Raw genomic sequence first — 14,803 nt, 5'->3', positions numbered from 1 at the left:
CGGCGTGACGGACATGAACAACCCGAACCATCCGGACCACGGCGGCTACGGCGAGTGGCCGCAGCCGCCCCACCAGCCGCAGCAGCCCCACCAGCAGCGGCAGCCGTACCCGCCCCAGGGGCAGCAGCCGCCGCAGCCGGGCCACCAGTCGCCGTACGGGTACCCGGTGGACGACGCGGCGGCGACCACGGTGATGCCGCCGGTTCCCGCGTTCGACGACGCGGCCGCGACCACCCTGCTGCCGCCGGTGCCGGCGGCGGACGACGCCGAGGCGACGGCGCTGCTGCCGCCGGTGGTGGTGTCCGGTTCCATGCCGGTCGCGCCGCCGCGGCACCAGCAGCCGCCGCACCAGCAGCCGCCGCACCCGCAGCAGCAGTTCCAGCAGTCGCAGCACCGACAGCCGCCGCAGCAGCAGCCGCAGTCCCAGCAGCAGCAGTACCGACAGCCGCCGCAGTCCCAGCACCCGCAGCAGCCGCCGCAGCCGGACCCCCGGCCGTCGCGGCGGCGGCAGCAGCAGGGGCAGCCGGAGCAGCCGGTGCAGCCCCAGCCGGACCCGACGATCCAGCTCCAGCAGCCGCCGAGGCCGCGGGCCCGGCACGCGGCCCCCGCCGCGGCGCCGCAGCCCGCCCCCGGGCAGCCGACGGCGGAGGCCTTCGACCCGCCGACCATGACGCTCAAGCGCCCGACCGCCCCCGGCCCGCTCGGCCCGGCCGGCGGCCCCGGCCCGCTGGGCGCCGCCGTCGCAACGCCGTACGCGGCCGTCCCGCCGCAGGCCGTGCCGCCCGCCGGCCCGCGCCGGACCGGCTCGCCGATCATCGATCCGGGCCTCCAGCCGGCCCTGATCACCGCCGGCGCGGCCGCGCTGCTGGCCGGCGGCGCCGCGCTCGGGCAGATCGCGCTGGCCCTGGTGGTCGCGCTGCTCCAGCTGCTGACGGCGGCCGGCTGGTTCCGGCTGAACGGCATGTGGCCGGCCCGGCAGGGCATCCTGCTCGCCGCGCTGGCCGGTCTCACGGCGGACGCGGCGGTGCTGCTGGCGGACTCCGGCGGCGGCGCGGCGGCCGTGGTGGGCACCCTGGGCGGGTTCTTCCTGCTCGTCCTGGTGCTGCAGACGTTCCGTCCGTCGGACCCGAAGGAGCGGTTCTACGCGCTGACCGTGCTCGGCTCGGCCACCGTGGTGACGGTGCTGTGCACCGCGCTGCTGGTGGCCGACTGGGTGCCGGCCGCGGTGGGCGCGGTGGCGCTGGCCACCCTGCTGGCCGCGGCGCCGCTGCCCGGGCCGAAGCAGCTGGGCCCGGTGCTGGGCCTGGCCGCGGCGGTGGCGCTGGGCCTGCTGGTCGGGGCGCCGCCGGCGCTCGGGGCGCTGGCCGGGCTGGGCGCGCTGGTCGGCCGCCGGGTCGCGGCGTACGACTTCCCGTCCCGCTTCGTGCACATGACGGCGGGCGTGGCGCTGCCGCTGGCGGTGGCCGCGCCGCTGGTCTGGATCGCCACGGACCTGCTGGCCTGACCCGCCGGCCGGCCCGCGGTCCGCTTCGGTCGGATTCCGGCTCCGGAACCATGTTCCGGGGCCGGACGTCGTACGGTCGGGCGAGGGCGGACGCGTGCCGCGTCCGCCACCGAACGGAGCACCACCCACCGGGAACGACCCTCCGGGAACGAACCACTGCGAACGAAATTCAGCGACGAACGACCACTGCGACGGCGACGACGGGGGACACGATGCGCGGATGGCTGAAGGCCACGATCGGCCTGGCGGTGCTCTCGGGCCTGCTGCTGGGCGCCGACCGGATCGCGGTCGGCGTGGCCGAGGACGAGGCCGCCGACCGGATCGTGAAGAGCGGCCGGATGAGCCAGCGCCCGGACGTCTCGATCGAGGGATTCCCGTTCCTCACCCAGGTGCTGTCGATGAAGCTGGACGACGTGCGGATCGCCTCCGACGGCCTGACCGTCGGCGACGGCGGCCACCAGGTGGCGCTGCACTCGTTCAAGGCGCAGCTCTCCGGCGTCAAGGTCAGCGACAGCATGAGCAGCGCCACGGTGGACAGCGGCACCGGCAGCGGGGTGATCTCCTACCCGGACCTCGCGCAGCTGCTGCCGCCCGCCTCCCAGCTGCTGCGCGGGGCCAAGCTGCCGGTGGGCGGCAACTCCCGACTGAGCCTGTCGTACGCCGGTCCGGGCAAGGTCAAGGCCTCGCTGGGGCCGCTCGCGATCGGTGAGGGCACCGTGCACAACAAGGGGAACACCGTCACGGTGGACGGCTTCCGGCTGACTTCGCTGGCGGGGATGGTGGCCGGCGCCACCGGCCAGCAGCTGGAGCCGATGAGCTTCACCCTGGACTCGCTGCCGGCCGGGCTGAAGCTGGCCGACAAGGAGGGCGGGAGCGGCGTGACGCCGCTGGCGGAGGGCCTCCAGCTGACCTTCGACGGCAAGGGCTTCAAGCTCCTGGGCTGATTCCCGGCCTCCGCGTGCCGGTCTCCGGCCCCGCCGAATCGTTCCGCTCCGCGAGACGCGCTGTCCAGCGCGGACCGCGGAGCGGTGTCGTTTCCGCCCCGCGCACGCCGTCCGGAGGCCTCCGGACGGCGCCCGGCGGGCCCGGTTCCGGTCAAATCCCGCCATCCGGTCGTTTTGATCCCACTATTCGATACGCTGATGACAGCGGGCCTCCGGTGTCCCTAGCATCGTCGGCATGAAGCGACAGACGGACCTCACGAAGCGGCGGGCGGTAGACCTGTGCCGCGTGTCCGCCTGTCTGTGTCGAATGCGCTGACTCGGCGCCCCGGCTGGGCAGTTGACGCCCGCCGCCGATCTTCCCGGTGACCGCGCCCGGCTCTGCGAGCGGGCGGTCGCCGATGTACTCCGCAGTCCCCCGCCCGGCCGCACCGCTCCGCGCCCCGTCCCGGTATTCGGACGGAATTTCGGACCGCACCCACCCGGGCACCCCTGCAGCACCCTCCTGAGCAGCACCTTCCGCACAACCGCCCTCGGATGGAGACACCACCATGAGCCGCAGCGACGTCCTGGTCGACGCCGACTGGGTCCAGGCCCACCTGGACGACCCGAAGGTCGTCATCGTCGAGGTCGACGAGGACACCTCCGCGTACGACAAGAACCACATCCGCAACGCCGTCCGGATCGACTGGAAGCAGGACCTCCAGGACCCGGTCCGCCGCGACTTCATCGACCAGGCCGGCTTCGAGGCGCTGCTCAGCGCCAAGGGCATCGCCAACGACGACACGGTCGTCCTGTACGGCGGCAACAACAACTGGTTCGCCTCGTACGCCTACTGGTACTTCAAGCTGTACGGCCACGGTGACGTCCGCCTGCTGGACGGCGGCCGCAAGAAGTGGGAGCTGGACTCCCGCGACCTGGTCGCCGAGGTGCCGGCCCGTCCCGCCACCGAGTACAAGGCGCAGGCCGCCGACTCCTCGATCCGGGCCTTCCGCGACGACGTGATCGCCGCCATCGGCACTCTGAACCTGGTCGACGTGCGCTCGCCCGACGAGTTCTCCGGCAAGCTGCTCGCCCCGGCCCACCTCCCGCAGGAGCAGTCGCAGCGCCCCGGCCACGTGCCGAGCGCCCGCAACATCCCGTGGGCCAAGAACGCCAACGACGACGGCACCTTCAAGAGCGACGACGAGCTCAAGGCGCTGTACGAGGCCGAGGGCATCGACCTGGCGAAGGACACCATCGCCTACTGCCGCATCGGCGAGCGCTCCGCGCTCACCTGGTTCGTGCTGCACGAGCTGCTCGGCCAGCAGAACGTCAAGAACTACGACGGTTCGTGGACCGAGTACGGCAGCCTGGTCGGTGTGCCGATCGAGCTCGGCAGCAACTGAGCCTCCGGCTCGACCCGTAAGTCAGAAGGGAACACAGACATGTGCGGTGCGAAGGCCGGCGGCCCGGACCTGGCAGGAGTTGACGTGGCGAACGAGACGATCATCCAGGGTTCGGTGACCCGCGACGGTGAGCCGGTCAACGGCTACGTCCGGCTGCTGGACGAGAACAACGAGTTCACGGCCGAGGTCCCCACCTCGGCGACCGGCCAGTTCCGGTTCTTCGCCCGCCCGGGCAAGTGGACCCTGCGGGCGCTGGTGCCGGGCCAGACCGTGGACCGTCAGGTGGTGGCCTCCCAGGGCGCCGCCGTCGAGGTCGCGATCGCGGTCTGACCGGAGCCGGAGCGAATCCGGATCACCCCGGGGGCCCCTGCCGTGCAGGGGCCCCCGGTCGTACCGTGGAGGGATGCGGGCAAGGCGGCGGCGTCGCTACTACTTCGCCATGATGGGCGTGTGCCTGGGCCTGTTCGTCATGGCCTGGGGCGTGGTGCGGTTCTTCTCGGTCGGCGCGGCGATCGGCATGTGCGTGGTCGCGATGGTCATCCCGCCCGCCGCCGCGGTGTTCGCCAACAAGCGGGACCCGGAGGACGACTGGTGGGACGACCCGCGCTGGGACGACCCGAAGTGGGACGACCCCGGCCACGACCGGGACCGCCCCGACCACGAACCGCGGAACAGGGACTAGCTAGGGCGTGTCTGACAATTCCCGCCGGGTGCGCGACGCCGGGGCACGCACCTCGCCGCGTTGTCGTCGGTCGCCAATGCTCCGCAGTGGCTCCCTCCTCCGCCTTGCGATGCACGCACCCCAACGCCGCGCCCTGATCCGACGCGAATTGTCAGACACGCCCTAGTACACGAGCGCCTGGACGCCGTCCGCCATGATCTCGCTGACGAAGACCTGGGCGCCCGCGATCCGGACACCCTCGACGGTGTCCTTCTGCTCGATCCCGCGCCGGGCCGCGCACTGGGTGCACAGGGTCACCGAGCCGGCCGCCAGGATCGACTCCAGCAGGTCCGGCAGCGGCGCCGCGTGCGGCAGTTCGAACTCCGCCGCCCGGCCCGGCAGGGCGAACCAGGAGGACTCCCCGGTCAGCCAGAGCGAGACCTCGATCCCGCTGGCGACGGCCACCGCCGCCACCGTGAACGCCTGCGAGCACCGCTCCGGCGCGTCCGCCCCTGCGGTGACCTTGATGACCAGTTTCTTCGACATGGCGCCACCTTAGAGCGCCCGTCGCCCCCGCCGTCCGGCATCGCCGGAAGCCTTGGGCAAAGCTTGGGCAGCCGGGGGGCGACGGCGCGAACCGCGACGTGGTGGGGCTCACCGCGACCGGCCGGAGCCCGGCGGATAGAGTGAGCGGAGCAAAATCCACCACACTGTCGCCGCCTGGGAGCCCCCCGTGTCCGGTCTGGAAATGTTCTTCGACGGTCTGCTGGCCCTCATGGCCGTGCTGATCACCTGGTTCGCCATCTTCTCGGTGATGAAGCTGTACCAGGGCCAGCGCTGAGTCTGCCGTACGGTTGAGGCAGTCCCACACCGACGAGAACAGCGACCAGGAACATGATCGAGATCCCCTCTGACCTCCACAAGGACGTCGTCCCGCTCGCCTTCCTCCTCGGCACCTGGGAGGGCGCGGGCGTATTCGACTTCCCGGGCGCGGAGAAGTGCAACTTCGGCCAGGAGATCGTGATCCGCCACGACGGCCGCCCCTTCCTGGAGTTCCGCTCCCGCACCTGGGTGCTGGACGGCGAGGGCGAGAAGGTCCGTCCGCTGGAGAACGAGCACGCGTTCTGGCGCATCACCAGCAACACCGACGGCACCAGCGGTGCCCGGGGCATCGAGATCTCCTCCGTCCGCGACGACGGCACGGTCGAGATCTGGTACGGCGAGCTGGCCGACGGCAAGCCGCAGGTCGACGTCTCCACCGACGCGGTGGCCCGGATCGAGGGCTCGCCGGAGTACTCGGGCGGCAAGCGGCTGTACGGCTTCGTCAACGGCGAGCTGCTCTGGGTCGGCGAGAAGGCCGCCCCGAACGTCCCGCTGCGCCCGTACATGTCCGCGCAGCTGAAGAAGGTGCTCAGCCCGGCCCAGCTGATCAAGGACATCAACGACCTGCCGGACGACGGCATCGCCTTCTTCAAGTAGGCCGGTCGCGCGACCGGCAGTTCGGTGCACGAGGTAGGGACCGGCCCGCGGCCGGTCCCTACACTTGCACCAGGACCCCCGACCATTGGCAGGGACAGTACCGTGGCGGACACCGGCACCACCGACTGGCAGCTCTCCGGCGACTGGAAGACCGACCTGCGCGAACGCGGGTACCGGCTCACCCCGCAGCGGCAGCTCGTGCTGGAGGCCGTCGACGAGCTCGACCACGCCACCCCGGACGACATCCTCTGCCACGTCCGCCGGACCGCCAGCGGCATCAACATCTCCACCGTCTACCGGACCCTGGAGCTGCTGGAGGAGCTGGGCCTGGTCTCGCACGCCCACCTCGGCCACGGCGCCCCGACCTACCACCTGGCCGGCCGCCACCACCACCTGCACCTGGTCTGCCGGGACTGCGAGAAGGTCACCGAGACCGGCACCGAGATCGCCCAGCCGCTGATCGACAGCCTGCGCGAGCGGCACGGCTTCGACACCGACCTCAAGCACTTCGCCATCTTCGGCCGCTGCGCCGACTGCGCCGCCGAGCCCGCCGGGGACCGGTCGTAAGCTGGCCGGTATGACCGGTGTGAAGAGCCCGCTGCTTTCCCTGCCCGGAGCCGTCCCCGCCGAGGGGGCCGACGACGGTGTCGCCGCCCACTACGGCGACATCTTCCGCGAGCAACGCAACCTGTCGCAGGGCGCCGGCTTCGTCGACCTCTCGCACCGCGGCGTGGTCACCGTGACCGGCCCGGACCGGCTCTCCTGGCTGCACCTGCTGCTCACCCAGCACGTCAGCGAGCTGCCGCCGCAGCAGGCCGCCGAGGCGCTGGTGCTCTCCCCGAACGGGCACGTCGAGCACGCGCTCTACCTGGTGGACGACGGCACCACCACCTGGGCGCACGTCGAGCCGGGCACCCAGCAGGCGCTGGTGGCCTACCTGGACGGCATGCGGTTCTTCTACCGGGTGGAGGTCGCCGACGCGACCGCCGAGTACGCCGTGGTCCACCTGCCGGCCGGCTCCACCGCGGCCGTCGAGGGTGCCGCCGCCGTCCGCGAACTCCCGTACGGGCGCGACCTGTTCGTGCCGCGCGGCGAGCTGGAGCGGCTCACCGCCGGGTACGGCCCGGCGGCCGGGGTCTGGGCCTACGAGGCGCTGCGGATCGAGGACCACCGGCCCCGGCTCGGCTTCGAGACCGACCACCGGACCATCCCGCACGAGGTGGACTGGCTGCGCACCGCCGTCCACCTCCAGAAGGGCTGCTACCGCGGCCAGGAGACCGTCGCCCGGGTGCACAACCTGGGCCGCCCGCCGCGCCGGCTGGTCTTCCTGCACCTGGACGGCACCGAGGAGACGCTGCCCCCGCACGGCGCCGAGGTGCGGCTGGCCACCGACCCGGACGGGCGGGCGCTGGGCTTCGTGACCTCCTCGGCCCGGCACCACGAGCTGGGGCCGATCGCGCTGGCGATCGTCAAGCGGAACGTCCCGGTGGACGCCGTGCTGCTGGCCGGGACGGTCCCGGGCACCCAGGACGTGATCGTCCCGCAGTAGACCCGCCCCGCGGCGGCGGGCCGCTCAGACCTCGACGAGGACGGTGAACGGGCCGTCGTTCACCAGCGCCACCCGCATGTCGGCGCCGAACCGGCCCGTCTCCACCTTGGCGCCCAGCGCGCGCAGTTGCGCCACCACCTCGTCCACCAGCGGCTCGGCGACCGGGCCGGGGGCGGCGGCGTTCCACGTGGGGCGGCGGCCCTTGCGGGCGTCGCCGTAGAGCGTGAACTGGCTGATCACCAGCAGCGGGGCGCCGAGGTCCGAGCAGCTCTGCTCGACCTCGCGGCTCCCCCGCTCGCCTCCGGCCGCTCCGGATCCGACGCCGACGGTCGTCGCTCCGGCACTCCCTCCTCCGTCGGTCGCTCGTCGCTCCTCGCTGTCGGCGTCGGCGCGGTCTTCGGCCCGGGGGGTCGGGGCCGGCAGCAGCCGCAGCGTCCAGAGCTTGCGGGCCAGTTGGGCGGCCTTGGCGGGGGTGTCGTCGTGGGTGACGCCGACCAGGACGCAGAGCCCGGGCCCCTCGATCGCGCCGACGGTCTCACCGGCCACGGTCACCCGGGCCTCGCTCACTCGCTGCACCACTGCTCGCATGCCGCCATTGTGCCGGAGCGCCGTACGGCCCCCGGAGGGCCCCGGAGCCCTCCGCGCGCACCCGGGCGTCCGGGCCCGCGCCGCCCGTCTTCCCGTACGTTCCCGTGCGCCCCAGCGGACTCCTCAGGGCGCACACCAGGGGCGCGCGCGAAGGCCTCGCACGCCATGGCGTGCGCGCCTGCGCCGAATCGGGCGCCATTCTTCCTGGGGAAAGGGCCGGTCATATCAGCCACCCCCGTTCGCCAGGGGGCCGTTCGGGTGCACGGGCGGTGCGCGCGCGCCGGGCGGGGTGGCACGCTGGGGGACCGTACGAAGGGTCCGGGGCGCCAGGAGGTCCGCCGCGCCGGGCCGGGGTTCGACCGGGCGGTCGAGCCGGTAGGTCGGGCGTCCGGCCGTGCCGTCCCGGTGGGGTGGTCGCGGCCGGGGACCGGCGCCTCCGGGGGCTCCCGGGCGTGCCGGTGGACGGGACGCGCGGCCCGTCGGGGGACGGGCCGGACCGGCGGCAGGGACGGGGTGCCGCGAGCGGGCGGGATCGGACGACGTCAGGTGGTTGGGTGATGGACGCGAGCAGCGCGGCGCGGGACCGGTCCGGGCCGGTGGTGCGGGCCCCAGGGGAGCCGTGCGGTCCGGTGGTGGGCGCGGAGGACGAGCCCGACCTGGAACGGCTGGGCCTGGAGCAGCTGCGGGTGCTGCGCCGGGAGACCCTGGCGCAGGAGGCCGACCTGTCCTACCTGCGGCGGCTGCTGCACGGGCGGATGGACATCCTGCGCGCCGAACTCGACCGGCGGCCCGGTGCGGGCCCGGTCCGCGAGGCCGGCCCGTCCGGCCCCTCCGGCCCCGACCTGGTCCCCGGTGACCTGCTGGACCGGCTGCCGGCCATCCTGACCGACACGCCCTCCACCGTGCGGCGATCGGCCCGGCACGTCACCCTCGGCCCGCCGCGCACCCTGGAGTCCCGGCTGGAGGCGGACGCGCTGATGGGCGACGTCCAGCTCGCCGACCTGGCGGCGCACCCGGCGGAGGCGCTGCTGGCCGCCCTGGAACGGCTGCGGGCGCACGAGCGCGAGGTGTCCGGACGGCGCCAGCGGCTGCTGCGCACGGCGGACGGTTGCAATGCCGAGATCACCCGCAGGTACCGTGATGGGGAAGCACGGGTCGACGACCTGCTCGCAGGAGGGCCGCTCTGACCGGGTGAGCCGCCGCGGGCGGTGGGCCCGGCTCGCTCCCGGCCCACCACCCTCGCCCCGGAAGGCTCATCCGTCATGTCCCTGCCCGCCACCGCGCCCGTTCTCGCCGAGGTCGTGCGCTCCGGTTTCGTCGAGGGCCGCCACCACGGTTCGCTGGTGCTGCTCGCGGCCGACGGCTCGGTCGAGTTCGCGCTCGGAGACCCGGACGCCCCGGTCTTCCCGCGGTCGACGGCCAAGCCGTTCCAGGCGGTGGCCACCCTGCGGGCCGGGCTGGCGATCGAGGGCGAGCTGCTGGCGCTGGCGGCCTCCAGCCACTCCGCAGAATCGTTTCACCTGGATGGCGTGCGGAGCATCCTCAGCTCCGCCGGGCTCGACGAGTCGGCCCTGCGCACCCCGGCCGACCTGCCGCTGGACGACACCGAGGCGGAGCTGCTGCTCGCCGCCGGCGGCGAGCGCGCCCCGATCCTGATGGACTGCTCCGGCAAGCACGCCGGCTGGCTGGCCGCCTGCACCGCCAACGGCTGGGACACCGCGAGCTACCTCGACCCGGACCACCCGATCCAGCTGCTGGCCCGCGAGGCCCTGGAGGAGGCCACCGGCGAGACCGCCGCGCACGCCGGGGTGGACGGCTGCGGTGCGCCGCTGCTGGCCGTGTCGCTGACCGGCCTGGCCCGCGGCTACCGCGGCCTGGTGCTGGCCGCCGAGGGCAGCGCGCCGCGCCGCGTCGCCGACGCGATGCGCGCCCACCCCGAGTACGTCGCCGGCACCCGGCGGGCCGACACCTGGCTGATGCGGGCGGTGCCGGGCGCGCTGTCCAAGATGGGCGCCGAGGCCGTCCAGGTGGTCGCGCTGCCGGACGGGCGGGCGCTGGCCTTCAAGATCGAGGACGGCGGCGAGCGGGCCCGCGGTCCGGTCCTGGCGGCCGCGCTGCGCCGGCTCGGGGTGGCCGGGGCGGACGGGACCGTCGAGCGGATCGGCGCGGCCCCGCTGCTCGGCGGCGGCGTGGCGGTCGGCGAGGTGCGGGCGGCCTTCGAGGCGTCCTGACCCGCGGGGTCCGTACGCCTGGGGCCTGTCGGCCCGCCGTGGAGCGCGGGTACGCGGGCCCGCCGGACGCCCGTCGGGGTGCGGGCGGACCCGGGCCGGTGCACGGTGGACCGGGGGCCGTCGCACAGCTGAGGAGTCCGCCATGACCGACCATGTGTACCGGGTGACCGAGATCGTCGGGTCCTCGACCGAGAGCGTCGACGCCGCGATCCGCAACGGGGTGGAGCGGGCCTCCCGGACGCTGCGCAACCTCGACTGGTTCGAGGTCTCGCAGGTCCGGGGCCACCTGGAGGACGGCCGGATCAAGCACTACCAGGTGTGCATGAAGGTCGGCTTCCGGCTGGAGGACTGACCGGCTGGAGAACTGACCGGCCCGGGGCGCGGACCTGCCCGGGGCGCCGCGGCCCCGGCACCCGTCGGCGCGGGACGGTGAACGGGCGCCCGGCGAGGGCGGTGGACCCGGTGGCCGCCGTCGCCGCGGCCGCCTCCGCCGCGTCCTCGACGGCGCCGTCGCCGTCCGGCGGCCGGCCGCCCCGGGGTGCGTTCCGCCCCCGGACACGACAGAGGCCGGGGCCCGCGGACGAATCCGCGAACCCCGGCCCCGGGCTGTCCCGACCTACCTCGAACGCCCTCGATCGAACGAGATCGGAACGACGGCTCAGTGACCGCCCTGCTCCGCCAGACGCTTGATCGAAGCGGTGACCTCGGCCTCGGCCTCGGCGCGGCCGACCCAGTTGGCGCCCTCGACGGACTTGCCGGGCTCCAGGTCCTTGTAGACCTCGAAGAAGTGCTGGATCTCCAGGCGGTCGAACTCCGACACGTGGTGGATGTCGCGCAGGTGCTCCCAGCGCGGGTCGGTCGCCGGGACGCAGAGCAGCTTGTCGTCGCCGCCGGCCTCGTCGGTCATGTGGAACATGCCGATGGCGCGGCACTTGATCAGGCAGCCCGGGAAGGTCGGCTCGTCCAGGATGACCAGGGCGTCCAGCGGGTCGCCGTCCTCGCCGAGCGTGCCCTCGACGTAGCCGTAGTCGGCCGGGTAGCGGGTCGAGGTGAAGAGCATCCGGTCGAGCCGCAGACGGCCGGTCTCGTGGTCGACCTCGTACTTGTTACGAGAGCCCTTCGGGATTTCGATAAGGACGTCGAACTCCAACGGTTCCTCCAAGGTAGGGACTGACAGAATCCAAGTGTCTCCTACGGGAGTGAGTGCTCGGGAAAGGGGCCGGTCGGTGGGAGCAGGGGGAGGGGCGGCTCGCCGCCGCGGGGGGACGGCCGCGGGGCTGTTCGGAGCGGCGCTGCTGGTCGTCGGTACGGTCCTGACCTCGGGCGGTGCGTATGCGCAGCCCTCCCCGCCGCCGGGCGGACACAGCGCCGCGCCGGGCGAGGACGAGGACCGCGACGGGCGGGGCGGCCACGACGGGCGGAAGGACGACCACGGCAAGGGCGGCGCCAAGCCCCGGCCGGGCGACGGCGACAGCCCGGGCGCCCCGCCCGGCCGTCCGGCCGCGCCGCCCGTCGCAGGGCCCGCCGCCGGGTCTGCCACGCCTTCCGCCCCCGCCGCCGGCGGTGACGCGCCCGGCGCACGCCCGGCTCCCGCGCCGGGCGCCGTCCTGGCCGCCGTCGACGGCGCTGCGGGCGCCGCCGTCCCCACCGCGCAGGGCCTCCAGCAGGCGCTCGCCGCCGCGCTCGCCGACCGCAGCCTCGGTGAGGTCACCTTCGCCGTCGCGGACGCCGGCACCGGCCAACTCCTGTACGGCTCCGGGGAGAACACCGCGGCCACTCCCGCCTCCACCACGAAGCTGGCCACCGCGGTCGCGGCGCTGTCCCTCATCCCGGGCGACACCCGGCTGCACACCCGGGTGGTCCGGGGCGCGGACCCGGGCACGATCGTCCTGGTCGGCGGCGGCGACCCGACGCTCACCGCGCTGCCCGCCGACCAGGTGCAGATCGGCGGCCAGCCGGTCGACGCCGACACCGCGCCCGCCTCGCTGGACCTCCTGGCCCAGCAGACCGCCGAGACCCTCAGGAGCCTCGGTGCCACCACGGTCCAGCTGGACTACGACCTGTCGCTGTACGCGGGCAACCCCCAGCACCGGAACCACGACGGGCAGAACATCGCCCTGGTGGTCCCGCTGATGGTGGACGAGGGCAGGGCGGACCCGAAGAGCCGGGAGGACGCGCCGGAACGGGTCGCCGACCCGGCGGCCGCGGCCGCGGAGGCCTTCGCCTCACTGCTCAGGTCCCGAGGCATCACCGTGACCGGCAAGGCCAGGCCCGCCGCCGCACCCGCCCCCACCCCGGCCGCCACCGGGCAGGCCCCCCTCGGCGACGTCTTCTCGCCGACCGTCGCCCGATTGGTCGAACGGCTGCTGACCACCTCCGACAACCAGCTCGCCGAGGCGATCGCCCGTCAGGTCGCCCTCGCCGCCCACCAGCCGGCGAGCTTCGAGGGCGCCGCGGCCGCCGTCACCCAGGAGCTCACCCGGCTCGGCGTGCCGATGGGCGGAGTGCTCGTCAACGACGGCAGCGGGCTGCACCCGGGCAACGCGATCCCGCCCGCCGTCCTGGTCCGACTCCTCGTGCTGGCCGCCTCCGAGCAGCACCCCGCCCTGCGCCCGGTGCTCACCGGCCTGCCGGTCGCCGGCTTCACCGGCACCCTCAACAAGCGCTACGGCTCCGGGTCCGGCGCCGCCGACGCGGCCGGGCTGATCCGCGCCAAGACCGGCACCCTCAGCGGCGTCAACAACCTTGCGGGCACCGTCGTCGACGCCGACGGCCGGCTGCTCGCCTTCGCCGTCATGACCCGCACCCCCGCCCCCGCCGACACCGCCCGCGCCGCCATGGACCGGGTCGCCGCCCGCCTCACCACCTGCGGCTGCCACTGACCCGGCCCCCCGTCCGCCCCGGAGCCCGCGAGCGGTCGGGCGCCGCACGGCTTCCCGGCCGACCGCGCCCGCCGACCGCACCCGCCGCCGGCGGCCCCGGGCGCCACCGACGGACGGGGAGGGCTGTTGGCGGCGGGTGGCTGCCGTTGGTGGTGGGGAGCACGTACGGTGAGGGCATGACGAGCGCGAGTGGCGGTGCAGACATGGTCGACTGGAACCTCGCGGTCGCAACCGCGACCAGGTTGGTGCGGCCGGGGCCGGAAGTGAGCCGGGAGGAAGCGGCGGCGGTGGTCGCCGAGTTGCGCCGACACGCCCTGGAGGCGGAGGAGCACGTGCGGGCGTTCACCGGCATGCGCTCGTCCAGCCTGTCCCAGGCCGCGGCGACGCCGGTGCTGGTGGTGGACCGTCCCGGGTGGATCCGGGCCAACGTGGCGGGCTTCCGCACGGTCGTCCAGCCGCTGGTGGAGAAGCTCCAGGCGCGTCGGGCGAACAGCGCGGCGGCCGGGATGTTCGGCGCGGTGGGCGAGAAGGCCACCGGGATCGAGGTCGGGGCGCTGCTGGCGTTCCTGGCCACCAAGGTGCTGGGCCAGTACGAGACCTTCGCCCCGGCCGAGCCCCCGCTGGAGGCCCCGGACAGCCCGGCCGCGCTGTTCGACAAGCCGCGGCTGGGGCCGGACGGCCCCGGGCCGGGCCGGCTGCTGCTGGTGGCGCCGAACATCGTGCACGTCGAGCGGGAGCTGGACGTCGACCCGTCCGACTTCCGGCTCTGGGTCTGCCTGCACGAGGAGACGCACCGGACGCAGTTCACCGCGGTGCCGTGGCTGCGCGACCACATCCAGTCCGAGGTGCAGTCCTTCCTCGCCGAGACGGACGTCGACCCCGGCGCCCTGCTGGAGCGGCTGCGGGACGCGGCGGGTTCGCTCGGCGGCCTGTCGGGCGGCGGCAACCGGGAGGGCGCGTCGTCCGGGAACCTGCTGGAGATCGTCCAGTCGCCCGCGCAGCGCGAGATCCTCGGCCGGCTGACGGCCGTGATGTCGCTGCTGGAGGGCCACGCGGACGTGGTGATGGACGGCGTCGGGCCGGCCGTGGTGCCGACCGTCGCGGAGATCCGGGAGAAGTTCCAGCAGCGCCGGGACCGCGGCGCCAACCGGCTCGACCTGCTGCTGCGCCGGCTGCTCGGCATGGACGCGAAGCTGCGCCAGTACCAGGACGGCGCGGTGTTCGTGCGCGGCGTGGTGGAGCAGGTCGGCATGGAGGGGTTCAACCGGGTGTGGACCTCCCCGAACACCCTGCCGACCAAGGACGAGATCCACGATCCGGCCGCCTGGGTGGCCCGGGTGGCGCGCTGAGGGACGAGAGGACGTCGGCGCGCCGCGAGCCGGGCGGCAAGGGGCGCGCGACGGTCAATCCCGCTCGTACGAGTGGTCCAATCGGCCAGACGACGAGTGAAGAAGCGTTTCTTCATTCACCCGAACGTGGGACGGTGGTCGTACCGGGGGCGCGGGTGGCGTAGTGGGTGGCCACTATCTGCCACCATCTGTGAGCGCCCGGTAACCGGGCGTTCATGCCGGTGCGCGGCC

The 14,803-nt window shown here is 74.3% G+C and carries 17 protein-coding genes; 14 read left to right on the top strand and 3 right to left on the bottom strand.

The features are described 5' to 3' along the window. Window positions 1-4: 4 nt before the first annotated feature. The 6 genes from ACIQI7_RS31785 (at window position 5) to ACIQI7_RS31760 (ending at window position 4,515) form a co-directional block, all read left to right on the top strand. Window positions 5-1,504, top strand: coding sequence for a hypothetical protein (locus ACIQI7_RS31785; protein WP_401116771.1), 1,500 nt, complete (start codon window positions 5-7; stop codon window positions 1,502-1,504). A 212-nt stretch (window positions 1,505-1,716) separates the two neighbouring features. After that, window positions 1,717-2,448 carry a DUF2993 domain-containing protein gene (locus ACIQI7_RS31780; RefSeq protein WP_401116769.1) on the top strand — a complete coding sequence of 244 codons (732 nt, stop codon included), beginning with the start codon at window positions 1,717-1,719 and terminating at the stop codon, window positions 2,446-2,448. A 235-nt stretch (window positions 2,449-2,683) separates the two neighbouring features. Then, window positions 2,684-2,764 (top strand): Ms5788A family Cys-rich leader peptide, encoded by an 81-nt coding sequence (locus ACIQI7_RS31775; protein ID WP_353652343.1) that lies wholly within the window; start codon window positions 2,684-2,686, stop codon window positions 2,762-2,764. Window positions 2,765-2,996: 232 nt separating this feature from the next. Beyond that, window positions 2,997-3,833: a sulfurtransferase gene (locus tag ACIQI7_RS31770; RefSeq protein WP_401116767.1), complete on the top strand. Its 837-nt coding sequence runs from the start codon at window positions 2,997-2,999 to the stop codon at window positions 3,831-3,833. Between the two features lie 39 nt (window positions 3,834-3,872). Continuing rightward, window positions 3,873-4,163: a DUF1416 domain-containing protein gene (locus tag ACIQI7_RS31765; protein ID WP_045692289.1), complete on the top strand. Its 291-nt coding sequence runs from the start codon at window positions 3,873-3,875 to the stop codon at window positions 4,161-4,163. A gap of 73 nt (window positions 4,164-4,236) precedes the next feature. Then, complete coding sequence (locus ACIQI7_RS31760; protein ID WP_401116765.1) at window positions 4,237-4,515, top strand: DUF3099 domain-containing protein; 279 nt, start codon at window positions 4,237-4,239, stop codon at window positions 4,513-4,515. A gap of 162 nt (window positions 4,516-4,677) precedes the next feature. On the opposite strand, the gene ACIQI7_RS31755 is transcribed toward ACIQI7_RS31760, so the two are convergent. After that, window positions 4,678-5,040 (bottom strand): DsrE family protein, encoded by a 363-nt coding sequence (locus ACIQI7_RS31755; protein ID WP_030059603.1) that lies wholly within the window; start codon window positions 5,038-5,040, stop codon window positions 4,678-4,680. 348 nt (window positions 5,041-5,388) lie between these two features. Between ACIQI7_RS31755 and ACIQI7_RS31750 the strand changes: the two genes are divergently transcribed. The 3 genes from ACIQI7_RS31750 to ACIQI7_RS31740 all read left to right on the top strand — a co-directional run bounded on the left by ACIQI7_RS31750 (window position 5,389) and on the right by ACIQI7_RS31740 (window position 7,522). Next, window positions 5,389-5,973 carry an FABP family protein gene (locus tag ACIQI7_RS31750; RefSeq protein WP_387760486.1) on the top strand — a complete coding sequence of 195 codons (585 nt, stop codon included), beginning with the start codon at window positions 5,389-5,391 and terminating at the stop codon, window positions 5,971-5,973. 102 nt (window positions 5,974-6,075) lie between these two features. Beyond that, window positions 6,076-6,540 (top strand): Fur family transcriptional regulator, encoded by a 465-nt coding sequence (locus tag ACIQI7_RS31745; RefSeq protein ID WP_401116762.1) that lies wholly within the window; start codon window positions 6,076-6,078, stop codon window positions 6,538-6,540. 19 nt (window positions 6,541-6,559) lie between these two features. After that, on the top strand, window positions 6,560-7,522 hold the full coding sequence (locus ACIQI7_RS31740) for a YgfZ/GcvT domain-containing protein (protein WP_401116835.1): 963 nt from the start codon (window positions 6,560-6,562) through the stop codon (window positions 7,520-7,522). 24 nt (window positions 7,523-7,546) lie between these two features. Here ACIQI7_RS31740 and ACIQI7_RS31735 read toward each other — a convergent pair whose 3' ends face one another. After that, entirely contained in the window at window positions 7,547-8,110 is a 564-nt protein-coding gene (locus tag ACIQI7_RS31735; protein WP_401116760.1) for a D-aminoacyl-tRNA deacylase, read from the bottom strand. Between the two features lie 557 nt (window positions 8,111-8,667). On the opposite strand from ACIQI7_RS31735, the gene ACIQI7_RS31730 reads away from it, so the two are divergent. From ACIQI7_RS31730 to ACIQI7_RS31720, 3 genes are all read left to right on the top strand, one after another. Continuing rightward, window positions 8,668-9,297: an ABC transporter substrate-binding protein gene (locus ACIQI7_RS31730; protein WP_401116758.1), complete on the top strand. Its 630-nt coding sequence runs from the start codon at window positions 8,668-8,670 to the stop codon at window positions 9,295-9,297. 75 nt (window positions 9,298-9,372) lie between these two features. Next, the gene (locus ACIQI7_RS31725) at window positions 9,373-10,341 is read left to right on the top strand and encodes an asparaginase (protein ID WP_401116756.1); all 969 of its coding nucleotides are present in this window, start codon (window positions 9,373-9,375) and stop codon (window positions 10,339-10,341) included. Between the two features lie 142 nt (window positions 10,342-10,483). Then, entirely contained in the window at window positions 10,484-10,693 is a 210-nt protein-coding gene (locus ACIQI7_RS31720; protein WP_224285507.1) for a dodecin, read from the top strand. Between the two features lie 306 nt (window positions 10,694-10,999). Here ACIQI7_RS31720 and ACIQI7_RS31715 read toward each other — a convergent pair whose 3' ends face one another. Next, on the bottom strand, window positions 11,000-11,491 hold the full coding sequence (locus tag ACIQI7_RS31715; RefSeq protein ID WP_030059594.1) for an inorganic diphosphatase: 492 nt from the start codon (window positions 11,489-11,491) through the stop codon (window positions 11,000-11,002). 76 nt (window positions 11,492-11,567) lie between these two features. Here ACIQI7_RS31715 and dacB point away from each other — a divergent pair, with 76 nt between their 5' ends. Beyond that, on the top strand, window positions 11,568-13,223 hold the full coding sequence (gene dacB / locus ACIQI7_RS31710; RefSeq protein WP_401116754.1) for a D-alanyl-D-alanine carboxypeptidase/D-alanyl-D-alanine-endopeptidase: 1,656 nt from the start codon (window positions 11,568-11,570) through the stop codon (window positions 13,221-13,223). A 176-nt stretch (window positions 13,224-13,399) separates the two neighbouring features. Then, a complete protein-coding gene (locus ACIQI7_RS31705) occupies window positions 13,400-14,572 on the top strand; it encodes a zinc-dependent metalloprotease (RefSeq protein ID WP_401116752.1) in 1,173 nt (390 codons plus the stop codon). Window positions 14,573-14,803 lie beyond the last annotated feature (231 nt).

This window comes from Kitasatospora sp. NPDC092039, assembly GCF_044756065.1.
Taxonomy (GTDB): domain Bacteria; phylum Actinomycetota; class Actinomycetes; order Streptomycetales; family Streptomycetaceae; genus Kitasatospora.
This window is presented reverse-complemented; position numbering and strand designations above follow the sequence as displayed.